The 25,641-nt window shown below is 33.9% G+C and carries 23 protein-coding genes and 1 pseudogene; 18 read left to right on the forward strand and 6 right to left on the reverse strand.

What is annotated here, in order from left to right:
- The first annotated feature begins 52 nt into the window (after positions 1-52).
- The 6 genes from BK579_RS08525 (at position 53) to BK579_RS25545 (ending at position 4,076) form a co-directional block, all read left to right on the forward strand.
- The gene (locus BK579_RS08525; protein ID WP_235848390.1) at positions 53-388 is read left to right on the forward strand and encodes a hypothetical protein; all 336 of its coding nucleotides are present in this window, start codon (positions 53-55) and stop codon (positions 386-388) included.
- Between the two features lie 182 nt (positions 389-570).
- On the forward strand, positions 571-1,185 hold the full coding sequence (locus tag BK579_RS08530) for a deaminase domain-containing protein (protein WP_078544782.1): 615 nt from the start codon (positions 571-573) through the stop codon (positions 1,183-1,185).
- A 26-nt stretch (positions 1,186-1,211) separates the two neighbouring features.
- Positions 1,212-1,535, forward strand: coding sequence for a hypothetical protein (locus tag BK579_RS08535; protein ID WP_078544783.1), 324 nt, complete (start codon positions 1,212-1,214; stop codon positions 1,533-1,535).
- Positions 1,536-1,857: 322 nt separating this feature from the next.
- On the forward strand, positions 1,858-2,118 hold the full coding sequence (locus BK579_RS26070) for a hypothetical protein (protein ID WP_078544784.1): 261 nt from the start codon (positions 1,858-1,860) through the stop codon (positions 2,116-2,118).
- 610 nt (positions 2,119-2,728) lie between these two features.
- Entirely contained in the window at positions 2,729-3,934 is a 1,206-nt protein-coding gene (locus BK579_RS08545) for a hypothetical protein (RefSeq protein WP_078544785.1), read from the forward strand.
- A complete protein-coding gene (locus tag BK579_RS25545) occupies positions 3,927-4,076 on the forward strand; it encodes a hypothetical protein (protein ID WP_169891097.1) in 150 nt (49 codons plus the stop codon). The genes BK579_RS08545 and BK579_RS25545 overlap by 8 nt, the downstream gene beginning before the upstream one ends.
- Positions 4,077-4,098: 22 nt before the next feature.
- On the opposite strand, the gene BK579_RS25550 is transcribed toward BK579_RS25545, so the two are convergent.
- Positions 4,099-4,245 (reverse strand): hypothetical protein, encoded by a 147-nt coding sequence (locus BK579_RS25550; RefSeq protein WP_169891098.1) that lies wholly within the window; start codon positions 4,243-4,245, stop codon positions 4,099-4,101.
- Positions 4,246-4,744: 499 nt separating this feature from the next.
- On the opposite strand from BK579_RS25550, the gene BK579_RS08550 reads away from it, so the two are divergent.
- A complete protein-coding gene (locus BK579_RS08550; RefSeq protein ID WP_078544786.1) occupies positions 4,745-6,310 on the forward strand; it encodes a diguanylate cyclase domain-containing protein in 1,566 nt (521 codons plus the stop codon).
- A 281-nt stretch (positions 6,311-6,591) separates the two neighbouring features.
- Here the strand turns inward: BK579_RS08550 and BK579_RS08555 are convergent, their stop codons facing one another.
- The gene (locus BK579_RS08555) at positions 6,592-7,248 is read right to left on the reverse strand and encodes an HD-GYP domain-containing protein (protein ID WP_078544787.1); all 657 of its coding nucleotides are present in this window, start codon (positions 7,246-7,248) and stop codon (positions 6,592-6,594) included.
- 284 nt (positions 7,249-7,532) lie between these two features.
- Here BK579_RS08555 and BK579_RS27030 point away from each other — a divergent pair.
- Positions 7,533-7,743: pseudogene (locus BK579_RS27030) on the forward strand (permease); the annotation flags it as partial.
- A 126-nt stretch (positions 7,744-7,869) separates the two neighbouring features.
- Here BK579_RS27030 and BK579_RS08565 read toward each other — a convergent pair.
- Positions 7,870-8,259 carry a metal-dependent transcriptional regulator gene (locus BK579_RS08565; RefSeq protein WP_078544788.1) on the reverse strand — a complete coding sequence of 130 codons (390 nt, stop codon included), beginning with the start codon at positions 8,257-8,259 and terminating at the stop codon, positions 7,870-7,872.
- Between the two features lie 285 nt (positions 8,260-8,544).
- On the opposite strand from BK579_RS08565, the gene BK579_RS08570 reads away from it, so the two are divergent.
- On the forward strand, positions 8,545-8,781 hold the full coding sequence (locus tag BK579_RS08570; protein ID WP_078544789.1) for a ZIP family metal transporter: 237 nt from the start codon (positions 8,545-8,547) through the stop codon (positions 8,779-8,781).
- Between the two features lie 5 nt (positions 8,782-8,786).
- Here BK579_RS08570 and BK579_RS08575 read toward each other — a convergent pair whose 3' ends face one another.
- Entirely contained in the window at positions 8,787-10,520 is a 1,734-nt protein-coding gene (locus BK579_RS08575; protein ID WP_078544790.1) for a putative bifunctional diguanylate cyclase/phosphodiesterase, read from the reverse strand.
- A 305-nt stretch (positions 10,521-10,825) separates the two neighbouring features.
- Between BK579_RS08575 and BK579_RS08580 the strand changes: the two genes are divergently transcribed.
- From BK579_RS08580 to BK579_RS08620, 8 genes are all read left to right on the forward strand, one after another.
- Entirely contained in the window at positions 10,826-11,356 is a 531-nt protein-coding gene (locus BK579_RS08580) for a DnaD domain protein (RefSeq protein ID WP_078544791.1), read from the forward strand.
- Positions 11,353-12,612: a replicative DNA helicase gene (locus BK579_RS08585; protein WP_078550480.1), complete on the forward strand. Its 1,260-nt coding sequence runs from the start codon at positions 11,353-11,355 to the stop codon at positions 12,610-12,612. Before BK579_RS08580 ends, BK579_RS08585 begins: the two co-directional genes overlap by 4 nt.
- Positions 12,613-12,714: 102 nt before the next feature.
- On the forward strand, positions 12,715-13,083 hold the full coding sequence (locus tag BK579_RS08590) for a hypothetical protein (RefSeq protein ID WP_235848391.1): 369 nt from the start codon (positions 12,715-12,717) through the stop codon (positions 13,081-13,083).
- A gap of 487 nt (positions 13,084-13,570) precedes the next feature.
- On the forward strand, positions 13,571-15,517 hold the full coding sequence (locus BK579_RS08595) for a hypothetical protein (RefSeq protein ID WP_078544793.1): 1,947 nt from the start codon (positions 13,571-13,573) through the stop codon (positions 15,515-15,517).
- On the forward strand, positions 15,507-16,352 hold the full coding sequence (locus BK579_RS08600; protein WP_078544794.1) for a hypothetical protein: 846 nt from the start codon (positions 15,507-15,509) through the stop codon (positions 16,350-16,352). The genes BK579_RS08595 and BK579_RS08600 overlap by 11 nt, the downstream gene beginning before the upstream one ends.
- A gap of 1 nt (position 16,353) precedes the next feature.
- Positions 16,354-17,118 carry a DUF6339 family protein gene (locus tag BK579_RS26350; protein ID WP_235848392.1) on the forward strand — a complete coding sequence of 255 codons (765 nt, stop codon included), beginning with the start codon at positions 16,354-16,356 and terminating at the stop codon, positions 17,116-17,118.
- Positions 17,119-17,156: 38 nt separating this feature from the next.
- A complete protein-coding gene (locus BK579_RS08615; RefSeq protein ID WP_078544795.1) occupies positions 17,157-17,600 on the forward strand; it encodes a hypothetical protein in 444 nt (147 codons plus the stop codon).
- 45 nt (positions 17,601-17,645) lie between these two features.
- The gene (locus BK579_RS08620) at positions 17,646-20,453 is read left to right on the forward strand and encodes a DEAD/DEAH box helicase (protein ID WP_078544796.1); all 2,808 of its coding nucleotides are present in this window, start codon (positions 17,646-17,648) and stop codon (positions 20,451-20,453) included.
- 43 nt (positions 20,454-20,496) lie between these two features.
- Here BK579_RS08620 and BK579_RS08625 read toward each other — a convergent pair whose 3' ends face one another.
- A complete protein-coding gene (locus BK579_RS08625) occupies positions 20,497-20,895 on the reverse strand; it encodes a (deoxy)nucleoside triphosphate pyrophosphohydrolase (RefSeq protein WP_078544797.1) in 399 nt (132 codons plus the stop codon).
- 112 nt (positions 20,896-21,007) lie between these two features.
- Positions 21,008-22,177, reverse strand: a complete 1,170-nt coding sequence (locus BK579_RS08630) for a sigma-70 family RNA polymerase sigma factor (RefSeq protein ID WP_169891099.1) — start codon at positions 22,175-22,177, stop codon at positions 21,008-21,010.
- 97 nt (positions 22,178-22,274) lie between these two features.
- Here BK579_RS08630 and BK579_RS08635 point away from each other — a divergent pair, with 97 nt between their 5' ends.
- On the forward strand, positions 22,275-25,595 hold the full coding sequence (locus tag BK579_RS08635; RefSeq protein ID WP_078544799.1) for a DEAD/DEAH box helicase: 3,321 nt from the start codon (positions 22,275-22,277) through the stop codon (positions 25,593-25,595).
- Positions 25,596-25,641 lie beyond the last annotated feature (46 nt).

The raw sequence follows: 25,641 nt of genomic DNA on the forward strand, positions 1-25,641 counted from the left end.
CTTATTATCTGAAACGAAGGTTTCGTTGGAGGATGATGTCTCTCAATTAGACTTGATGAAAGCTGATCATCAGAAGGTGGCAGGAATGATTGAGGAGAATGTGTTAGGGTTTTATCCTGTAAAAATCTATTCTTTAAAGATGAGACAAGGGGAATTTGTTTTTGTCTTTGCGAGGAGCCCTAACGAGGCAAAGGAATTCTATGTAAAGACGTTTCAGTGTACGCCTTTGAATTGTCATGAATATTTGTTAGAGTTTGAGGTTGCTAGGGGGAATGGGGGGATATCATTTCGGGAGATGAAGAAGGAGTTTGGGGAGTTTCCTGCTGTTGTTGGGTTTTGTAGGAGGATTGTTCCCAATAAATTTAAACTTTTGGGATTAGCTATATAACTTTAATAAAGCTTTCGTTAATTGTTTTATAACAAAATCTAGGTTAAACGGTTGGAGGATTTTAACACTTTTTGTCGAATTCCTAATAAAATATCAATATGATTTCAATTTGTCAGAAAAGTAATTTAATTATGGGTAAAACTGTGATTTAATGAATATAGTGAGATTATGAGGTGTAAGTATTGGGAAAAGTATTTATAACACAATTGGAAAGAACAAACGACTTTACATCTTTTTTACAAGAAATGCATTTAGACTTTCTTGAAGGTATAGAGCGAGAGTCTAAAACACAAATGAGCGATGAATTTTGGGATAAGATGCAAAATCCAAATTTGGCCTATTTGAATTTTGAAGGAGAATTAGACTCAAGAGCAAGTTCCGTAACTCTGTTAGCTCATAGTGGTATAAATTACCGGAAAAAGGGAGAACCTATTACAAATTATTTAAATTATGTTTATGAATTAGAACCTAAAAAGCCTTTCTACAAAAGTGGATTCGTGAATCGATTCAACGACTTTTGTTGTTTCGATATTAATAAGGTTAAGGAAGAGTTAATAGAGGATGTTTGGAATCGTAATGTTGATTCTGAATCCAAGGTTTTAGAAAAGTTTCTAAAACTCTTAAATAGTGGAGTTAATGATGTAGCAGGGAATTTGGTAATATACACGTTCTATTACCCATGTTTAAGCTGTAGTAATAAAATAATGAAAATAATAAATGAGTTATCCGAACGATATCCTAAGTTAGATGTTGATATCTGGTATGTGGGAAAAATATGGGGTAGTTCGGTGAAATGAATTAACTCAGTAAAGGTGGGGGTAATATGGATTTGGTTATGGATCATAAGGATATAGAAGAGTCAATTGAAAGACAGTGTGACAATCTTCGTGAATTTAAACGAAAGAGGTTAAAGCAAATGGAAAACTCGTTTAATACTAACAGACGCCGTCGTTCTATTGAAGAATTGTATTCCAGTGATGTTGAAGAAATTGCAAAATTAGTCTTACGGACTATTGATAATTATATAAAGGTTGATGAAATGGCTGAAAAAACTGCGCAAGAGAAGGCGTTAGCTGATTACATGTTTTGGTATAATAATGATGAAGATAAAAGACGTAGATTAGAGTCTATTGTTTATAATCAATAAGTTGAGGGCTGGGTATTCCTGCCCTTATATTATTTATAAAAACATACGGTTGTATAAATAATGCACCTGTACTCTTCCTTTGAAAGAGATTAAGTTTGTTGAGATTAGGTCTTTATGTTTATCCTAATATTACTCAGGTAAATCAAAAAGGATGTTATAGATTAATTGGGAGGTAAACAGGACTGCGATTTGAAATTTAAAGCTATTAAGTACATTTACTTAAGGTTTACTAGTGAACGTCCATTGAGGACACGTTTAAAAGTTGGTTATAACATATCTTTGCACATGATTAATATAATCTAGACTGAGGTGGGATATGCTATTGACTGAAATAAATATTCAAAGAACAGAAACTGCTTGTTCATGTGTTAATAAGGCAAAGTATCAAGTTGGTAAGCGCGTTTTTTTGTTGGTCCACAAAAAATTACTATTATTAATTTACCTTATTTCTATTGTCCTTATTGCGACAAAGCAATATTTGATTCTACATTGCCAGTTGATGATCTTTTTGAAGTATGCATATAAGAATAAAATAGCTGAAATAGATTGGGATAATAGAGCCTTAAATTTTTTAAGCTTGTAAAAAGATAGTCTCCTAACCAGTCATTTAATAATAGCCACTGGCACTCGCCGGTGGCTTTATCGTTGTCACAAATGGTCCAATTCCTCTTTACTTGCTGACGTATTAAGTTCTTTGTTTTAGCTTTGCTTCATCATAGATTTTTCTTGCCTCTTAGAGCTTTACCACTTTTTAAATTTTGGACAAGGGACCCTTTTATTTAATCCGATCATAATTTGTGTTGCTCTTTTCTCTTAAAAAGGAAAAAGTCTGCTTTTGTCGAATATTTACGGATAAAAAAAGGAGATGTAGGAATTGAAAGAGAATAAGAAGTTAAGAAACATCTTAAAGTATTCATTACTGACAGCTGCGTTAATGTAAATGCGTTTATAGCAGTGAATTTTGAAAAAGATTCACAAAAAGTCATAAGAAAATATGGTAGAGAGTACTTGCAAGAAAAAAATTGTTATAGTTTCATATGAGAAAATGAGAAATTGTAAATACGTTAATTTTTATGATTTCTTGCATAACTAAAGGTAAAAGATTTGTCAATGGATCCAAGACATAGCACAAATAACCTGGAAGATCGGTTGAGAAAGACAGTCAACTGGATAAGTAAGGAGACGAAAGTCAAATGGAGGATGTAAGTAAAAATTATCATAGTCGCTTATTAGATATAAGTAAGGCTTTTGATAAACCGATAGAGCGTTTAAAGAGTAGTCACATAAGTGAAAAGTACTCTAATTGGATTGTTGCCTTGTTGTTTGCCCCATTTCGACAACTGGGTCTGATTGTAAAAGTGCAGGATGGAATGAAAAAGCTTTCTGCAGAAAGTCTAACGGCACTGACTATTCCATGTTTTACTTTTATCAATGTCATTTATCAGAATATCATGGGAAATATTACTGGTGTGAATGAGTACGTAGGAGCTGGTGCAATTGGATTTATTGCTGGATACGTTTTAACAGTACTTTTATTTCTAACCTACTTGTTAGACTTTTACAGTGATCATTTCCATACAGGGGCTTATAGGGTTTTTAGAAAACAAGAGTATAACATGTTTCATAAAGCCTTCTTGGACAATATAGGAGATTTTTACTTTCAAGGGGTCTATGATTACATAGGAAAGATGCAAACGAGTAGCAATGAATTTAATGCTTTGTCCGATAAGGTAACAAGTTATTTTGATAGGGAAAAACAGCAGCTTGAGTTGAAGTTTACACTTTTGCAAAAGAGATACAACAGATTGGAGAAAGAAAACAACAAGCTGATAGACGAAGTAATTGCAACTTATGATGTCCTAATAGAAGAATATGACACCAACGTAAAAGATTTATCTGCTGCCTCGGAGTATGTCATTGAATTGATTAAAGACATTAACAATGTGTTATTTCGAATGAGAAACGGGGTATTTAGTAGTAAGGATTTAAACTTAGTTTGTGGGTTTACCCTGCACGAACTGAGGGGTAAAGGATTACATAAGATAGAGGATGTAGGTACATCAGGTCGAACACCCAAGATAATCGACATTGACGATCCGTTTTATGAAAATTGGGGTGTCGTTGAAGTAATTAAAATGGATATGAAACAACCAGTAATTAATTGCCCATATGAGAAACACACCATTGTTTCCGTGAAAATGAATATAGACAGAGACAAGCAGTGGGTATATAACTTTCATTTTGATTCAGATAATCAAAAAGTTAATCACTTATTGGTAAAAAATGATATAATAGATTCAAGAGAAGTATATCGCTTAATTCATGCGCTGTGCTTAATTACGGAACGGATGTATCAAACTGACAACACTACACTAAAGGAGGCGTATAAAAATGGCTAACCATATCATTCAATTCAAATCCCAAAAAGAGATCAATCGTGATCGTCAACTGAAACTAGAACAAAGTAAAGAAGATATACGTCGCCGAGTAGAAGAAATCAAAAACAGCCAGAATCAAAAACGCCAAAAAGTAAAAGCATAATAAAAAGGGTAGATAGCAAGCGCTATTTACCCTTTTTTAAGTTCTTCTTCATAGTATCAATTAATTGCTTCTTCCGTTCAATTGATTCGAACCGCTTATTAAAATTTTCCTTGCGATCTCCTAGATGAAGTGGCTTTGGCTTTGAATATAGATGAACGATTTTCCCCATCGTTTCACTCCTACCTCTTAGTTTCCTCTTACTTATGTCTATGCCTAGTTTTGCCAGGAATGACAATAGAAAAACTATGAGATGAAGGGTTAATAGAGAGACGGTTATACTTTCGTTTTTGGACCATTACAGTGGCAGTTAGATCAGGCTGCATATCACGCAGGGACGATGGGCACCGTGTCGGGAAAGGGTGATAAGGACAGAGGGACAGGTTTGATGTCTCCACAATATTTATTGCAAGTAGAAATACTAAGTATAGATAGAATTTTAATGCACATCAGACCTGTCCCCTTGGATAATTGTCTCGGAATCCTTTTTTGAATATTCGAAGGAGCGGGTATAGTTATATAGAAATTATATCTAAAAAATTATTATCATTATTTATTATTTATGTTATGTTTTTTTAGGGCTCTCAAACAATTTGAGTCGCCTTCTAACTTTTAAGTTATCTTATAAAAGATAACTAAGAACGTTTGCTTTCTAGATTGGAGACATTTATATGAATCAAATACTTCAGAATAAGTATGCTTTTTTAATTATACTATTAATATTGGGTGTTTTAAGCAATCTACTGGATGAGTTAGTTCACAGAGCCTTTACTATTCCAAATAACATATGGTATGAAATTATTGATGTTACTGTTATGGTCTCTGTAACAGCCCCTCTTTTATACTGGATGATAAATAAGATACGGCTAGATTCAAATCAGATTCAACAAGCCAAGGATGAACTTCAGCAGATTTTTGATACCTCCAATGCAAACTTTTATTCTCTCGACTTAGAGAATAAAAAAGTAAAAGTTTCTCAAGGTATCGAAAAGTTGTATGGGTACTCTAAAAATGACTTTTTGAATAATCCTGAACTGTGGAAACAAGTTATCCATCCTGAGGATAAACGCTATGTTGAGGGGTTTGAAGTATGTCTTTCAACACAAGAATTAAAAGCAAAAACACAAGAATATCGAATAGTTAGGCCAGATGGAGAAATTAAATGGGTAGAGGAGCATGTCACTCCTTTGTTTAACTCATTGGGCCAAGTCGTTAGATTAAATTTTATTATGTTAGATATAACTGATCGGAAAAAAGTTGAACAAGAGCTAAATCAAAAAAGAGAAGAATTAAAAATAAGTGAACAAAATTATAAAACAGTTGTAGATATATCACCAATAATGATAGTCATTCATCAAGAAGGGAAGATTGTTTACGCTAACCCAAAAGCATCACAAATAGCAGGTATCAAGGAGCCATCCAATTTAATTGGTACTTCTATATATGATCTTATTGATCCTTCAAGTATTAACACATTCGAAAATATGTTTCAAGACTTACAAGAGGGGAAACTTAAAAGTAAGTTTGCAGAATATAAGTTAGTCAGGCCAGATGGAGATACGTTAATATTTGAGATGTTGGGAACAAATATTTTCTACAATGGAAAACCCGCGATACTTAGTGTTGGTCGAGACATCACAGATCAAAAGAAAATGGAAACTGCATTAAGGCAATTAGCATATCATGATGAATTAACTCAATTACCGAACAGAAGATTTTTATATGAGAACTTAAAGAAATCAATTGCGCGATCTGAACGACACAATCACAAGTTTGCATTACTATTCTTAGATTTAGATGGATTTAAAAAGGTAAACGATACGAAGGGGCACGATGTAGGTGATTTACTACTTATTGAAGTGTCTAGAAGGCTAACACAATGTGTTAGAGACGAGGATGTTGTATCAAGAGTTGGTGGAGATGAATTTGTTATAATTCTTGAAGAAATTCTGGAAAATGAAGTTCATGAAGTATCTAAACGGATTATAAAGGAAGTTTCTACTCCATATTCAATTAACGACTCAACGGTTCATGTTACTACAAGTATAGGAATAAGCATATATCCTCATAATGGTAAAAACGAAGAAGATCTCATCAATGCTGCAGATAAAGCTATGTATTTTGCGAAAAATAAAGGGAAAAATAATTATAAAATATATGATCCAGAAATAGAAAATTCTATAAATAGTAAATTTGAATTCTTCGAAAAAATAATTAATCATTTTAGAAATGACTAATACGTGTCTATAAGTGGAATCCTCCTAAACAAATTAGGAGGATTCACCGCAATATGGATATGATCATTTCTATTTATATTCAGTTAGTATTTACTAGATAGCTGATACAAGTTAATTAACTCCTCGAGTACTTGACTGTATTAATCAGTTTCGTCATCCGTAAACCTTTAAACCTACTAGGAGGAGCGGGGTACGATCCTATAAGCAAATAACTAATAGGAAACTAAAAACGCTCAAAGTGAGCGTTTTATTAGTGTTTTATGATGTCCTCCCAAAGTGTCTCAATTAAAACAATTAATAAATACATGACCCATCAGCTTATCCATAAGAAATTCGTCTTCAGCCCATTTTTCAGAGGATGGGAGTTCTAAATCTTCTATAAGTAATTTGAATTTTGCCACTAATTCGCCGTCAAATTGTGACCAAGAACACCGTTCTAATTCTATAAATGCTTCCTTGTACGTTAAAGTTTGAAGATTATAATGTCTTCTATCAATAGTCATTGTATCAAATGCATCACAAATCCCTATTATCCTACCTTGAATTGATATTTCATTTTCTTTTAATCCTCGTGGGTATCCCTTACCATCCCAGCGCTCATGGTGGTCACGAACAAAAATTGCAGCCCGCGGAAGGTTAAGTGTTTTTCTAAGTATATTATTTCCGATCACACTATGCGCTTGTATAATTTGGTATTCTAAAGCATCTAATTTAGTAGGTTTTAATAAAATATCTTTTGATAAACCAATTTTCCCTATGTCATGAAATAGAGATGCAATTCTAAGGTCTTCGTCGTAACAACCTACCTTTTTCGAAAGTAAGGCAGAAAAGTACATAACTCGTAAAGAGTGGTATTTAAATATTCTTAACACTTCATTATCTTGAGAAATTTTATCAAATAGTTCCTCAGCTCTTGGCAAAGATAAAGTTGATTTCATTGGGAGCCCCCCTTTTACTCTCTCTTTTTCGACAATAATTTTTATTCTAAATTAAATTTACAAAAAAAGGAACCGTTTTAGCTTAATTTATTGGAATAACTAACTAATTTTACAATGAAGTAACGGGGCATTCGGGACGAGGGGACAGGTACATCGTCTCGACTACTTTTAAATAATAGGAATATAGGATGACTTGCTTGTACTGTACTTATATCCATCCTCTTGTCGTATCACGGCTCAAATTCCACCTTGTCAGTTACATTTTTTAAGGATAGTGGGACAGCGTAGACGTTTCTCAGTGGGTGATTGCATCAGATTATACTCGGTACGCCAAACCGGTAAAACGTGATAATGTATTAATTCCATTCGGTAATATTGCTGTCGGATTTCCATTATTTTATGTAGGAGCAATCTGTCAGTAGTTGTGTTGGTGATGCTGATATTGTAAATGTGATGTTAAACCTTGGATTTCCAGTATGGGGATTTTTGATTTTATGATTTGCGACTTGGACTAGTCAATCAAGGACTGAGGGACAGGTTTGAGTCCCACTATATTTAATTTCTACAAGAATACTAACAGAAATTATAAGTGGGACAAGGAACCCTTGTCTCACTCTTGTCTCAAACGTTTTTTATTTGATCAATATAGCCGTTGTTTTCTAGAAAAACTTTGATTTTATTTACTACTTCATTACTTAAATTTAACTCAATATTATTGACTTCTTGGACTATTTTTTTCTCTTCCACCCCAATGACTTGGAGGAAGGTAACTAAGATTTGGTGGGTGTAAGTGAAGTGTTTACCAATTTTCGCACCTTTATCTGTCAAGGTAACTGTTCCGTAACGTTTGAAGTTTACATATCCATTTGATCTTAGTTTAACGACCATTTTTGAAGCGGGAGATAATGATATGTTGAGCGATTTAGCAATCTCTGAAATGGTTGTATTTCCATTAGCTTTTTCTAGTTTATATATTTCATAAAGGTATTTGTTTGTGGTTTTCGACTCCATTTTCTCACCATCCTGAAAACTTACCCTATAAATACTAGGAGTATGAATGCTCTTAAATAATAGAATAGATTATTGTACAAAAAGAAAAGAAATTGTATTAGAGATGCATGTTGCTAGATTTTACACATAAGATGAGCTAACACGATTTCAGGAGGATTACATGCAGTATCTACCTATAATTCTTTCTTCTCTTTGTACAACCTTAGGGGCACTACCCATTTTGTTAATTAAAGATGTTTCCCATAAAGGAATATCCCAGATGGATTTTTAGTAGCACTATTTTTAGTGACACAAAATGTTAGTCGTATGAAGGCTATTCTTGTTTCTACTTTAACAGGAATCATTGAAATGTGTGCTGGATTAATAGGCGTATTATTTGGAGAAACGTTTGAACATATTATTCCATATGTCTTCGCTTTTGCTACAGGATCAATGCTCTTTGTTGTCTATAAAGAATTGATTCCAGAAAGTCATGGAGATGGAAATGAAAGAGTCTATGAGCATTTTAAAACAATTAAATAAAACCATTATTTCAAAGCTTTTCTTTGTAGAAGATTCGACGCGAGGTCAGATGTCATAGGTTTACCTAGAAGATAACCTTGAGCCGTATCACAGCCTATATTACAAAGAAGTTGTAGAATTTCTTGACTCTCGACCCCTTCGGCAACGATCTCTAAATGAAGGGCCTTTGCTAAATCAACGATTGCTTGGATAATTTTATTATCTGTGGAGTTAGTGGTTAATTCCCTTACAAATACTTGGTCAATTTTTATGATGTCAATGGGGAGATTCCTTAGATAAAGGACTGATGAATAACCTGTACCAAAGTCATCAAGTGCAATCTTTATTCCCTTACTTCTAATCTTAGCTAGAACAGGGACAAGGATCTCAGTCATGGGAATTAAGGACGTTTCCGTAATTTCAAAGTGAATTTGGCTTGGCAATATCCCAAAATCATTTAGAATGTTATCCAATTGATCCACCAGATGACCGTAATGATTAAATTGAGACGGTGATATATTAATCGCTACAGAAATACGTAAACCATATTTTTTGTTCCATACCGACAATTGCTCGCATACCATTTTAAATATCCAATTTCCAAGTGGGATAATCTGTCCAGTCGTTTCCGCTATTGGTATAAATTCCGCAGGGGAAATGTAACCGTATTTTTCACTTTTCCATCGAATAAGTGCTTCAAAGCCTGTAAGTCTTCCTGACCCGATTTGATATTGGGGTTGATAGTACATTTCAAACTTATTTTCACTTAGTTCCTGCAATAAATTTGACTCTATCCAAACAGCCCGTTCCTTCTTTAGGATAATCTCAGGAGTACAGATCATATACCGTTTAGAACCGGTTCCCTTTATTGAATCTTTTGCAAAACCTGCTAACTTAATCAATTTATCAATACTTTGATATTGCTCTTGACCATAGACACTTATACCGATACTTGCAGTTAAATGAAAGGCTTGAAAATTTGTCATGATAGGTTCAGATATCAGATTTAGTAGCTTTTCCGCGATTTCGCCACGTTGCTCATCGGTCTTTGAATGAAAATGGACGACAACAAATTCGTCTCCATGAAGGCGTACTGCCATTCCATCTTCCCCTGAACAGGCTTTTATTCGTTTAGCTATAGTTGAAATTAAAAAATCTCCTATTTCTTCAGAAGTGTTGACGTTTCTAAATCGATCTAAATTAATTAAAAAGATAGAAGGATAGCGGTCAGTGCTTGGTTCAAAAGCTTCAAAAAACATATTGACATATTTTCGGGTGTAGAGTCCAGTTAAAGAGTCATAATACAAATCTCGTTCAAGATCAATGAGATATCCAAGAAACTGAGAGATAGAAACGATGAGTTGAAGATCTTTTTCAGTAAACGTGTAGTTCCTATCCATTGCACACAAAGTCCCAAATAGGTCTCCATTCCGCAATGTAATGGGAATACCAACAAAACTGCTATCGCCTTTAGCTTTAGTAAATGCCAAATCCTTAGTTTTAGAATCTAACATGGTATTTTGAATGACGGTTGGAAAGGCACAATCGTCAATCACTTTTGAGCAATAGGATTCTTGAAAAGGGATTTCACCTTCCTTAACCAGAATTTCTACTTTATTTAAAACTTTGAAGATAGTATTCGTTTTCAAATCGTTGCAAGCAAGAAAAAAAGTGTTCGCCTCTATTAAAGAACTAAGGTGCTTGAGGATGTTTTCAGCTGCTGGCATAAAATATAAATGATTTAGCGAATGTAATGACATATATTTTGCTCCCTTTTTCCCGTGAAGTAATATTTAGTTAGAAATGACTATAATTGGCCTAGAAACCAGCGTTCCAAATAAGTTATTTATAACGATTAATTAATATTTCTTCTTCAAAAGCGGGAAATACCTTACTTGTATATACATATACACGTTATCATACCACGAAATCCATTTATAACTATGTGTTAATATTTTCTAAGGACAAAGAAGGACAAAGGGACAGGTTCTATGTCTCACAAAATTTATTGCTAAAAGAAAGCTAATTATCGATAGAAGTTTAGTGGGACAGCAAACCTGTCCCCTTGGCTCATTTGCAGCTTGAGGAAGAGGCGATTGTAGACTCTTTTGAGGATAGGTTTGCGACTCGTTCTACGATACGTGGGCAAAAAGAAAAAGAAAAAGAAAATAAAAAACAACAACAAAAACCTCTTTATCCAAATATAGATTATAAACCAGAAGGAGAGATTCAGCTTCATCAAATCAAGCAAGAAGATGTTAAAGAGATCGTTGAGTTTTGGGATCAAAATGGGTTTGGGTTTTCGAATGTGAATGCAAAGGAACAGTTATTGTGTTGGTTAGAGGATTCTCGGTTTTTGAATCCGAAAGATATGATTCTTAAAGCGATGGAAATAGCTTGTTGCAATGATAAACGAAAATTGAACTATGTTGCTGGTATTTTAAAGAATTGGGAAAACGAAACATTACTGACCGTTGAAGAGGTTCATTTATATCACGAAAACAAGAAGCGATTTTCAGAGCAAAAGCCAGTCGTTCAAGGTAGGGAGATTCCTACAGAATTTATACTAGATCCAACGGAGGGTGAGGATTGGTGAGTCTTGCAGAAAAGGCGTTCTTAGGAAGCTTAATGAAAGCTGGTTATCTGATTAAAGATACGGTGATTTCGCCAGACCAACTAGAGAGCACTGTTCATCAAGAATTGATGAGAAGAATGGTTGAATTAAGCCATGCTGGTAAAAATAGTGACTTAGTCAGCTTGTCAACGTTGCCTGATCTAGAGGCCTTTGGAGGAATCTCCTACCTGTCTGAGTTGTTGTCGTATGCGGATATTGAAAAGTTTGAAATCATCGAAGAAATCATCATTGATGTGTGGAAGGAGCGTGAAAAAAGAAACATCCTGAAACTTGCAGGGGTTCACAATTGGGAGATTGCTAGAGTCATCACTGAATTGGATAAAATTAACCAAGTGAAAACTAATGATCATACGTCCATTCAGCAGGCGCTCGCTGTTATGTATGAGGCGCCGTGGGAGGACCCGGAAGCTGTTGTAAGTGCACCTTCTGGAATTAAAAAGCTAGATGAGGTGACAGGAGGCTTTCAAGATGGCGAAGTGACCATTCTTGCAGCACGACCATCGATGGGAAAAAGCGATGTTATGCTCCATCTAGCCAAATCAGCGGGATGGGCAAATTATGTCCCCATCATCTTTTCACTAGAAATGCCAGAAAAGTTACTAACCACACGATTAATCGCTTCCACAGGAGAATTCAATCGTGTGAAAATGCGAGATCCGAAAAAATGGTTAACTCAAAGCCAAAAGGATACATGGGGAGACGTCATGACAAACCTCAGCGAAACCAATATCCAAATATACGATCGTGCTGGACAAAAGGTAGGAGAAATGAGAGCCAAAACACGGAAAGTGATGAATACATACCCAAACAAGAAACCAATCATCCTTATCGATTATTTATCACTAATCCAATCCAGCCAATTTTACGGAGGAAATGCACACTTACAAATCACCGAAATATCCAGAGAACTTAAAACCTTTGCGAAGGATTTCGTATGTCCTGTGATTTGTTTAGCACAATTAAATCGATCAGTGGAATCAAGAGCAAATAAAAGACCGATGATGTCTGATATTCGTGAATCAGGAAGTGTGGAACAAGATGCCGATGTGATTTTGTTTTTATATCGTGAAAAATATTATGACAAAGGCTCTGACAATTCTTCCCTTGAAATCATTGTCTCGAAAAACCGGAATGGGCCAGTGGGGACGATTAAGGTGAAATACAATGTATTTACGGGGAGGATTGAGGAGTTTGAGGAGAATCCTTCTATGGTTTAGGGTGATAGGAATTCTTTTAGAAAAAAATAGTCTTATATAGAGGTGAACCACTTGTTGGTGAGGGAGTTATACCATGACTGTTTAGCTTATGAGGAATCGACCTTGGCTCATTATATATATCATTTATTATCTGATGAGAAGGTTTCGTTGGAGGATGATGTCTCTCAATTAGACTTGAAGAAAGCTGATCATCAGAAGGACGCGGAAATGATTGAGAAGAATGTGTTAGGGTTTTATCCGGTTAAGATTTATTCTTTGAAGATGAGGGTTGGGGAATTTATTTTTGTCTTTGCAAGGAGTACGCAAGAGGCGAAGGAATTCTATGTGAAGACGTTTCAGTGTACACCTTTGAATTGTTATGAATATTCGCTGGAGTTTGAGATTAGTAGAGGAAAAGGGAGCACCACATTTAGGGAGATGAAGAAGGAGTTTGTGGAGTTTCCTACTGTTGCTGGTATTTTTAAGAGATAACGGATTGTAAATTACAAGATTTCAAAAAGGTTTTTTAATGCTGGAATCTCATATAAAGTAATAAAAAAGGATTACTCGAGCTAAGTTCGACCCCGACCACCGGTATAGAATAGGGATGAAAACTAAATGCAGAGCACCAGTTTTATAAATGGTGTTCTGCTATTTTTTTGCCTGGAATTATCATTTGAAATCTTCAGTTTGCAAATAAATGAACTTAGAAATGTGGACTAAACTAACAATCGACCCTCCTTAACTCCTACCCTAGAATTATAGTATTCTATTTTACCTATCCTAACCCCTCAATAAATTTCATTAGGCTTTAATTACCACTATTTTTAAATTGAAAATGTAGAAAATTATCAAAAATATAGTACAATTGTCGTAGGTGGTAATTTATTGACAATTATTTATAATCCACATATATCTCAACTTCAAGATTTTAGACTAACACAGTAATGGATATAAAACTCTTCATGGAGGCTTAATAATGAATACATTTTGGAATTTCCCAGCAGCAACTGGTGGAATGATTAATTCTATCAATAATGCTGGTTTGGAAACGTTTAGAGGGAATGCAATCGAATCATTGACAAGAGAGGTATGTCAAAATTCGTTAGATGCTGTGAAAGATTCAACGAGACCGGTTGTTGTTGAGTTTCATAGTTTTGCAGCAGATACTAAAGACTTCCCTAATGTTTATGAACTGAAAGAAGTATATCTACAGTGCCAAAAGACATGGGAAGGTAGAAATAGAAAGAGTGAGGATTTTCTCAAACAAGCGTTAACACTTATAAATCAACCAAAAATTAATATGTTAAGAATAAGTGACTTTAATACAAAAGGGTTAGAAGGTGCAAGAAATGGTGAACTTGGATCGCCATGGAGTTCTTTAGTAAAAGAAGCAGGGTCATCTAACAAAGATGAAAGCTCAGGTGGTAGTTTTGGAATTGGTAAATCAGCACCATTTCTGAACTCTAACTTGAGAACACTTTTTTATTCATCCTTAGATGCTTCAGGCTATCATTCTCATATTGGCGTTGCAAACATTATGTCTTTTCGAAAAGAGAATGATCAGATTACGTTAGGAAATGGTTATTATACGTATAATGAAAAATCGTTAGCAATCCCAGGTGAGGTCTTACTAGATAGCAATTATAAAAGAACTGAATCAGGTACAGACATTTTTATTTCAGCATTTGAACCAAGTGGTGATTGGGAGAAGGAGATTATCAAATCAGTCCTTCATAACTTTTTTATCACCGTATTAAATAATAAACTTGTTGTTAAAATTAATACTCTTGAAATTAATCAAGACAATATTCAACAGTTAATTATGGACTTAGAAGACAACGAGGAGAATCAATATCTTAAAAATTATATTCAACTATTAATCTCTGATAAAGCGATTAAAGTTCCTTATCCTGCTAAGCAGTACAAACACGGTATTTCGTTTGAGGAAGGTGAAGCAACACTTTATATGTTGAATGGTGAGGACCTAAATAGAAGAGTATTGATGACTAGAAAAACAGGGATGCGAATCTTTGAACAAAAGAATATTAGTGGGAGTATCTCGTTTACTGGGGTATTGATGATTACTGGCACTAATATGAACAATATTTTCAAACAGATGGAGAACCCTGCCCACAACGAATGGTCACATGAGCGTTATGAGAAGAATCCTAACCTAGCAAAAAAAATCTATGCCGAATTGCGTAGTTTTATTCGTAATGCAGTAAAAGAGCATTATCAAGAGAAAATTACAGATAGCATGGATGCAGTCGGATTAAGTGATTTTCTTCCGAATAAAAACTTAATGGACTCAGGTGTAAATAAAACAGAATCTCTGAATTCAACGATAAAACATATTATTACAAAAGAGAAAAAAGAAGCACCAAAGAAAAGAAAAGTGTCCAAGTCAAGGGACCTTAATGTAGAAGAGATTGATGAGCAATTAGCCGGTGAGTTTGGTATCACTCCAACAGGTGACCAGGGAGGAAACGGAACTGGGACTCATGGTGATGGAACGACAACGAATGGCGGAGGTTCAACAGATCAAGGTGGACAAAATGAAGTCAATCCTGATACGACTGGTGAAACAGATAAGAAGAGAGAACGAAAGCCAAGTAAAGATCCAATTACAATCAAGCAAAGATATGCCTGTGTGGAGAGAGAAAACGGAAAATATAGCTTCTTTATTTCACCAAAGAAATCACTACCAAGTGGCCGTCTTGTTTTTAAAGTAATGGGAGAGCAAAGTGATTATGACTTACCTATAAAAAACGCCAGCTCAGATGATAGTAATGTGATAGTTGAAAAATTTAGTTCAAACACGGTTTATCTTAACTCCATTGAGGCAAACAAGGGTTTTGTCATAAATGTGGAAGTTGATTACTCCGACTACTGTGTGATGGAGGTGGAGCTCTATGAAAATTAATACATCCTATCCATATCCAGTGCTGTATATGAATAATGATGATTATACTAAGTCTAGTTTCTCATCCCAAATAAATGTGAGTGAATCATTCGGAGAAATGCATATTCATGTGTCGTTTCAGCTGAACAATATTGAAATCAAAAGGTTGATAGATAACCAATCAGCCGTGTATTTAATCCATCTTGAATGTGGACAGACCAGCTATCGAAATGTATTCGAAACTCATTCGGAAGTTTTAGAGATATCTGTCCCTACCAAGTTGTTAAGAGGTAAAATCTCTATCCATTCATTTATTATTGCGAAAGAGAGAATTGAGAATTATAAAAATGACTCGTTAAATGAGTGGTATCAGCACATTCCTATCACGTTTGAAAAAGGCAACCTAATTGCCATTGGAGAAGCGATTGAAACGACTTTATTTGACGATAACACAGAGCTGTTGAATCTACCATCGATCGTGACTGTGACTAAGTCATTAAAGAATGATTATATGGAAGTAGACATTCATTCAAATAATATTACGATTTTACTACCTGAATATGAATATAAGCAATATGCTTCAAGTGGTAGTTCAAGATTGAAGGAGACGATATTATCAATGGTTATTGTCCCTTCTCTCGTGTATGTTTTTTCAAAAATCAAAGATAACAGCGGAGATCTTGATGAGTATACGTGGTATCAAGTGTTAGAGAAGATTTTTGAAGAAAATAACTATCGACTTGAAGATGTTGGAACAGATGTCTTATCTCCACTAAAAGCTGCTCAACTAGTTTTAAGAAAACCATTAAAAGCTAGTTTTGAAGAAATTGAAAAGCTGAATAAAACGGAGGACTAACATGAAATTAAAATTCATCTCAGATGAAACACTGACCGACTTACGAACGAATTATGAAGAGTATAAAACCTATTATCATAATCAAGATCATACATGGTTTGATAACTACTTCAAAGAAAAAGGCAGAGTTTTTGAGTCAACTGTTGATTTTGACATGCCAGTATTTGATTTAAGTGAAGAATTTGCTATTAGTGATAAAGAAAATGTGAAGGTAATCTATGAAGCTTTGAAACATCTAACAGTCACTCAAGCTACACAAGAAAGATTATGGGCAGGGTTGGCTCATTTGCAATTTAGAGATTATGCATTTTATCGAATGAAAAAGGAAATCGAAGAGAAGAACGACAAACGGATTAATACATCCATCTTTTTTAAGAACGGTAATAAGCGCTCTTTATTCGTTCATATTCTTGCTAGGTTATGGTGGGTTGGGTATATGACATATGATGAGTCTAATGAAAGTAATCCTTATTGGCTAACCGAATTCTTTTGTAGCAAGGACTTTTCAGCAAGATGTGTTGTGTTTTTCTCTAGTAATTTAACATCGAATAAAACCATTACTACAGGAATTTTACGATCAATCATTAAGTTGGATGCGAAAGGGATTGCTGTTAAGAGGGATCACTTTGTACAGGCTACAAAGTACTTAAATGTTGTTGGTGGGGCGATGATTTTGGATATGTTATCTACTGATGAAGTGGAGAAGATGGTGGATAAATATTTAGCCAAGTATTTTAATCTAGAAGTAGAAGCTCAAGTAAGTTAATTGTCATAAAGGAATTTCAAGGTCGAAAGGATGATAAAATGAGACAAGTATTATCAATTCCAGCTGGTGAAACACTACAAAACATTAAGGCTTATCATGTGCATGCATATCCACATCCACGTAACTATGAAAAAAGTCAGTTTGTCACTTTCCGTGCACCAAGAGGTGGCAAGATGGACATGTTATATTCGATTGTAGAAGAAATTGTCCTTGATCCGAGAAAACACAATGTAGAAGAGGATTTAACTCATTTAGGTGATGACGCTAGAGAACGAATATTAATGTATATTCAGGCAAGGAAGGGTACACGCTTTGGGTTTGAAAGAGAAGATCGAGATTATATGTTTTATGTATTAAAAGAGGAAGTACCTCTATCACATACTCCTAGACCCAAAGGGAAAAACACAGCAGGTCATACCTATTATACCTATGATGAAATCACCAGTGGTAAAGAAGAAATAGTGATTGAATCAAGAATGTAACTAAGAAGATTAAACTAAAGAATTTCTTTAATTGAGGGATTAACCATGATTGAACAAAGAAAATTAATCGTAAACTCTGAAAAAGGCAATTTTTTAAATGAACTAGTCAAATCGATCAATGAATGCACTCGCTTTTATTTCAGTGCTGCTTTTATTAATTTTAGTGGATTACAGCTTTTACTTGAACCATTAAAGCAAGCGGAAGCAAGAGGAATAAAAGGCCAAATTATAACTTCAACATACTTAAATTTTACAGACAGCAAGTCACTATGGAAAATCAAAGATTTCAAAAATATTGACCTGAAGGTATTTGTTACTGATAAAGAAATTGGTTTTCATACAAAGGCATATATCTTTGAATATGAAGATTATTATAAGGTGATTATTGGCTCATCAAATATTACTCAAAGTGCGTTAAAGAGTAATATTGAATGGAATGTTGAAATGGTCTCGAAGGATGATTCATTCCTAGAGAGTGTACTAAAAGAATATAATCATCTATGGAATAGCAGTACGGTTGCTGATGATGCTTTTATTACTAGATATGAGGATTTTCTAAGTAAGTTGGTTAATCATAATGCAAAGCAACAACTAATCTATGAACATGTTGAATATATTGTTCCTAATCGAATGCAAAAAAGAGCGATGGAGAATTTAGAGAGACTCCGTTCATTTGGTGAAACTAAAGCATTAGTAATCGCAGCGACTGGGACAGGTAAAACCTATATGTCTGCATTTGATGTTAAGCATTTTCAGCCAAAAAAACTACTATTTATTGTGCATAGAGAAGAAATATTAAAAAAGGCCAAAGAAACCTTTGAAAAGTTAATTACTAACAAAGGAGTTACATTCGGCTTATTAACAGGAAATCAAAAGGATAAGAATGCTGATTATTTATTTGCAACGATTCAAACCTTATCAAGATATTATACTGAGTTTAAAGCGGATGAGTTTGATTATATTATTTTCGATGAAGCACATCATGCTACTAGTGCTAGTTATCAGACAGTCCTTAATTACTTTAAACCTAAGTTCACATTAGGAATGACGGCGACACCCGAACGAAGTGATGGAGTAAGTGTGTTTGACTTGTTCGATAATAATGTTGCAATAGAGGTTCGTCTTCATGAGGCATTAGATGATGAATTAATCATTCCTTTTCATTATTTTGGAATTACGGATATTGAAGGTATTGATTTGAGTGATGTTGATATTGACGATGTAGCAGAGATTACGAAGCGCTTAAAGGTAAATGAGCGGGTTGATTTTATCATCGAGAATATGAACTTCTATAATCATGATGGTGATAAGAGGAAATGTTTAGGGTTCTGTGCGAGTAAAGAGCATGCGAGATATATGGCAGATGAATTTAATAAAAGAGGACATAATTCTGTTTATTTATCTGGTGATGATTCAGTTGAAAACCGTTCCTACTATATTCGAAAGTTAGAAGATGATAGAGACGAGTTAGAGTTTATTTTTACAGTTGATATTTTTAATGAAGGGGTCGATATTCCTTCTGTTAATACTGTTTTAATGTTAAGGCCTACTAATTCTCCAATCGTATTCATTCAACAATTGGGAAGAGGGCTCCGTAAATATAAGGAAAAGCAATTTTTAACTGTTCTAGATTTCATCGGAAATCATAGTAAAACATTCCTAATCGCTATCGCATTAAATGGTAGCAGATATTATGATAAGGAAAGTTTGAAAGTCGCTATCGCTACGGGATTTGCGAATATTCCTGGAGCGACTCATATCCAAATGGATAAAATCTCTCAAGAGAGAATTCTCGAGCAAATTGATAAAGAGAACTTTAATTCGATGAAGTACTTAAGAGAAGAATATTTCGAGTTTAAGAAACTAAATCAAGGTCGAACTCCATATTTACTTATGGATTATTTAAAATTTGATGGTGCTCCTGATCCAGTAAAATTTATTGATAAAGAAAAAATTTATCAGCAATTTGTTGCAAAGGCTGAGAAGGATGAACCCTTGAGGTCACTATTTAGTAATGTAGCCTTTGAAGGTGCATTAAGAGAACTATCTGGACAGCTGCCCCTTAAGAGAATTTACGAGTTTGTTATTCTTAAATACTTATTAGACCATGATCAAATAACCGTTCAACAAGCAAAACACGAGATATTAAAACATGTTAAAGATATTGATGAAGATAGTATTAGTCATGCATTTGAATGCTTAAACCAAGACTATTATGATAGTGTACAAAAAAGAGGGAAATTACAGCTAGGTAACCACATGAATGGCACATTAACTAAAACAGAAGCATTTAGAGCACTTCTTGAAAATAGTGAATATAAAAAATATATCGTTGATATTATTAACTATGGTATTTATCGTTATGAGAAGGAATATCAGAATGACTATTATGGAGTACCTCATTTTAAACTATATGAACAATATCAAATGATCGATGCTGCAGTGCTTTCAAATTACCGGAAAACACATAGTTCATTTAGAGGATCAGGTCTTCTAGCTAATGGTAATGAGTACTTCTTATATATTGATCTTCATAAAGAGGAAGGAATCAAAGAGAGTATTAATTATAAGGATAAATTCATTAACGAAAAGTACTTTCAATGGCAGACACCTAATAGTACAAGCCAGGGAACTGATCGTGGGAAGAATATTATCTTCAATGAAGCAAGAGGAGTCAACCTTCATTTATTTATTCGAAAATATAAAGAAATTGATGGTAAGGTTGAGCCGTATATTTATATTGGTAAAGGCAATACAGTTGAATATGAAGATGAAAAACCTATTACGGTTAAAATGAAGCTTGAACATGAGATACCTGCTAGATTGTATACTGAGTTTGTAAAAAAAGTTTAAGAAATGACAAGAACCAGGATCTAATTAGATTCCTGGTTCTTGTTTAGTTAGCTTGGTTTATTAACTGTTCTACAGCAGGTATATCTGCTGGTGCCCACTTTAATGAGTCTAGGTTCTCTCTTCTTAACCAAATAAGTTTTGAGTGCTCACTTGGTGTTGGTATTCCTTCAACGATTTTACATGTAATGCAAAGAATATTTATTATAAATGTATCGTATTCATGCGTATTGTCATGGAATAAATCGATAGTTTCAATTGTACAATTCAACTCCTCATGTATTTCTCTTTTTAAAGCAGAGTAGATGTCCTCATCTTTTTCTACTTTTCCACCAGGAAATTCCCACATGTTTGGGATCGCCATGTCAGGTGATCTTAGGGCACATAATATTTCATTTTGGTCGTTTTCTATGATTGCAGCTACTACTTTTACAAGCTTTTTCAAAAGCACTCCTCCTATATACTGTGTTATTTGATAATAATATCACCTTTTTACTGATAGGATAAGAGTCGATTAGGTAAAAGTAATAGAGTATACTACATCAAAAAAGACTGGATCAAGAAACCCAGTCATGCCGTTTTGCTTTTCGTGATAATCGATGTTTTAGTTTTCTAAATGCTTTTGCTTCAATTTGTCTAATTCGTTCCCGAGTTACTCCAAAAACCTTCCCTACTTCTTCTAATGTTCTTTCTCTTCCATCATCAATTCCATAACGTAATCGAAGAACATTTGCTTCTCTATCTGTCAGATCATCTAATATTTGATGGACATAAGCTTTTATATCATTACGTTCAGCCATAATTGCTGGATCGTTGTATTCGTTTTCGTAATACCCAATAACATGTTCTCGATCTGTTCCAATCATATCAAGCAACTGTGTCTCTTCACTACCTTCAGAAATAATTGTATTTAAGGAAGAGAGATTAAGAAATTGATGTTCTACTAGTTTGACTTGAAGGTATTTTTCTTCAGAGATATCTAATTCCTTACAAAGGCCGGCAATATCAAGTTCATTTGTTATTTCATCAATAAACTTCTGTTCAGTTCTTTTTACTTTGAGAGCTAGATCGAACATATGAACAGGGACACGAATCGTTAGTCCCTTGTCAGCAATTGCTCTTGTCATCGCTTGTTTAATCCAATGAGTTGCATATGTGGAAAATTGAAAACCCATTGTAGGATCGTAACGTTTTAAAGCTTTCATTAGGCCAAACATGCCCTCACCAACTAAATCGTCATAATCTAATTTGTGTTTTGCGTATCTTTCAGTATAAAATTTAGCATATTTCTTTACCAAGTTTGTATTAGCTCTAATTAATCTTTGATGTGTAATATCATCGTAATTTGCTTGGTAAGTTTGAATCAATTGATCATTGTTTTTATAATCCTTTTTATTTTCTGTAGAAGAATCTACATTTGGCTTTAGTTCTGAGTTCAGCACATCGTCCAAATCTAAGTCATCAAGAAAATCATCTTCTTCTATTTCAACTGTTGATGGTGCTTCTTTTTTGGTGGTTGCATCTTGCTTATGGTTAATGATTTTTTTCTCTTCAATAATACAACCTTTATTAGATAAATATTCTTTTACGAATAATTCGTTTACTTGTTCACCCATAATGTCTTCAATAATGCTTTTCGCTTCTGAAAGTGAAAAACGCTTATTCTTCTTAAACGTTTTATCTAACAAACTCAATATTTGATTCATTGAGTTTTTTGGTACTTTCATGCAAATCCCTGCTTTCATTGCGTTTGACTTAAATATATATTAGTATATTTATAGATAATTTTAAACAAATATTTACAAATTTAATGGAGATGATACTGTGGTAATTTCTGCAAAAAAGCAATTAAGCAATCATATTAGTCATCTTAAGGAACAGTTTTCTTCGAAAAACATCTTATTAGTATTCAAGGGTTTCTCCCGTGAGTTCCTTACTAACATTGAAGAAGCTGATAAATTAATAAGTTTACCGGTAAACTCTACATTAGAGATCCTTCATGGATCAAAAGCACAACTTCTACCAGAAGTATTTACAAAATTACCAGTACAAACAGGCGCAGTTTACTGGTGTACGTATGAAGAGTTTTTAACACTTGGTGCAAATGAAATGCTTTCTCTCTATTCTGAAATAGTAATCATAAAAAACAACATATTCCATAAAACGTTTCCTGCATTATATGAAGTTCAAAATATGGAAGAGCTTTTTAATACTCATTTCAAAGATATGGATGAATATATTGAAGATGAAAGTGAACATCCATCGTTTAGTGTGTTCTCAAGCTATTATGGTGACCTAAAGTTAATTGGAAGTAAATTTTATGTTACTTATGCTGAAGATAGTGATGAGTTGAACTTTTTCGATGTTCCAGACTTAATTAATGAGGACCTTGAGCAAAGTATGTATGACCATGCTTACATTGAATTGTCAGAAGAAGAAGATGCTCTATTAGAGGTAATAGATAATATTATTACTAGAAGAATAAAAGAAAAAGAGGTCCATATTACTTTTTCTGGGGAACTTGAATCATTTCCAAATAACTATAAAAATCGAATCGCATTGCTGCAAAAGCTTTATAATGATTTTTATGAAATAAGACTTTCCACAAAAACAATGCAGGAAAAAGAGGAAATCGATGAACAACCCTATGTTGAAATCCTTAAAGAATACTGGGGGTTTGACTCTTTCCGTCCTTTAAAAATGTACAAAAATGTAAATGATGCTGTTAATAAGAAAGAGACCATAACCATCTCACAAACGCAAATCATTGATGATATTGTTAAACAGTCAAAAAGAGCTCTTAATAACGAAACACCAAATGATATTTTCGTCACATCACCTACTGGTGCAGGTAAATCAGTAATGTTTCAGATACCGGCTATTTATTTAGCTAAAAACTATAGAGCAATGACTATTGTTATTTCGCCACTAATTGGGTTGATGGCTGATCAAGTACAGGGTCTACAAAGTAGAAATGTGGAGATGTCTGCAACAATAAATTCAGATATTACACCTGTAGAAAAAATGGAAATCATTGAAAAAATTAAAGACGAAAAGATCTCTATTTTATATATCTCACCAGAAACATTATTAAGCCGCTCAGATATTACACAGCTGATTGGAGATCGTCGAATTGGGTTATTTGTTATTGATGAAGCACATATCGTAACGACTTGGGGGAAGGCATTTAGATCTGACTATTGGTATCTAGGAAATTACCTACAAAAGCTTCGTAAAGATGTAGAAAAGCAGTTCCCAATCGCTACTTTTACTGCGACGGCAATTTATGGTGGAATTGAGGATATGTATAGCGAAACTAGAGATAGTTTAAATTTACAAAACGTTATTAGCTATTTTGGATATGTAAAACGTGATGATCTCGAAGTACGAATTAAACAAAAGGATCTCGAGAAAGATCGTTTTAATGAGTATATTCACGATAAGTTTAAAATTCTATTAGCTCGTATCGACCAGTTTATTTCAAAAAAGAAGAAAACGTTAGTTTATTTCCCTACTGTGAAGTTAATTCATGATTTCTTGCAATTTGCAAAAGTTTATGGTGGAGAAGAGATTCATTCACAGATTTCTTATTATTACGGTTCACTAGAAAAAGACAAAAAGAATGCAAATTATATGATGTACAAGCAAAACGAATCAAAGGTTATGCTTGCTACCAAGGCATTCGGGATGGGTATTGATATACCTGATATTAATATTGTATATCATTTTGCCCCAACAGGTAATGTTTGTGACTATATCCAAGAGATTGGAAGAGCTGCCCGTGACCCTAAAATAAAAGGCTATGCCTTCTTTGATTACTTGCCGAAGGATTTCGTTCATGTGAATAGATTACATGGAATTTCAACAATTAAGAGATTCCAATTAATCCAAGTCATGGAGAAGATTTTAAAGCTCTTAGAGCAAAATGATGACAATAATAAAGCTACTCGTAACCTATTAGTAAGTGCAGATGAATTTAGATATATATTTGAAAAGAAAAATGCTGTTGACCCAAAAAATGATGATTTTGATAATAAGTTAAAAACAGCACTATTAATTATTGAAAAAGGTTTTAAAGCAGTGCTGGAATATTCACCATTAATAGCTCGTCCAAGAAGTATCTTTGCTACAGAATATTTTCTGATTCAACCAGAGAAATTTAATAAAATACCTGCAAAGTTTAAAAGATACTTTCGTCTCATTAGAGATAATTCTAGGCATGGACAAGGAAATATTTATATTTGTAACATGAAAGGAATCTGGGAGGAGAATTTCCAAAAGCTTTCATATCCACAGTTTAAACATTTCTTTCATACAAAAGATACTAGCTTAAAGCTCTCTTTCCTAGACTTGTTACAACCAATCATGCAATTAGAGTTAACTCTTAAAGATGAGGATTACAAAATTACAAAAGGAAGATTAAATCAGTTTATTTCTAAGATTGGTATGATTTTTGGGGAGTATTCAAGATCTAGCGAGTATTTTTCAATAGAAGAGTTTGCAAGAGAATTAAGTAAAAAGACGGGCTTCAATAAATACCTTAGTGAAAACATAGCACAAATCCTCCTTACAAGTGCTGATTCATATGATCGATTAAAGAAAAGAGAAACAAACTTCTACAATCGCTTCTTGAAATTCCACGAAGGTAAAGGACCTAATGGGAAGTATACGATGCAAAGTGCATCTTATGCTGAATTTACAGATTGGATTTTACAAGACACTGAGAAGTTATTTATAGGAACAAAAACTATTAAATTAACTGATAATTTATTTGAGTCCTATTTACCGAAATTCCCTAGAGAAGTAAACGAAAAGACGTTTATCCTTTTAGGAATATTAGAAGCGTTTGGTTTGCTAGTATATAAAGTGAATGGTGGAATTAATCCTGAAATCTTCATTCGTATCAACTCTCGAATGCAACTTGATCGTGTGGTTAAAAACCCTTCAAGGTATGAAAACTCTGTTTTAAGTAATGTATACAAGAGGCATAAAACTTCTGTTGAAATGTTAACTTATCTATTTAAGAAAGAAGTATCGTCTCAACAATTTTGGGATTCTATTGAAGATTATTTTTTAGGAACCCTTCCTACCGAAGTTATAGAAAACCTAGAAAAAGAAGAAGAAGCAAGAAAAGTAAAGAAATGATTAGCTTAAGGCGCACTTTAACGGGTGCGTCTTTTTATTAGAATTA

It is taken from the genome of Litchfieldia alkalitelluris (genome assembly GCF_002019645.1).
Classification (GTDB): domain Bacteria; phylum Bacillota; class Bacilli; order Bacillales; family Bacillaceae_L; genus Litchfieldia; species Litchfieldia alkalitelluris.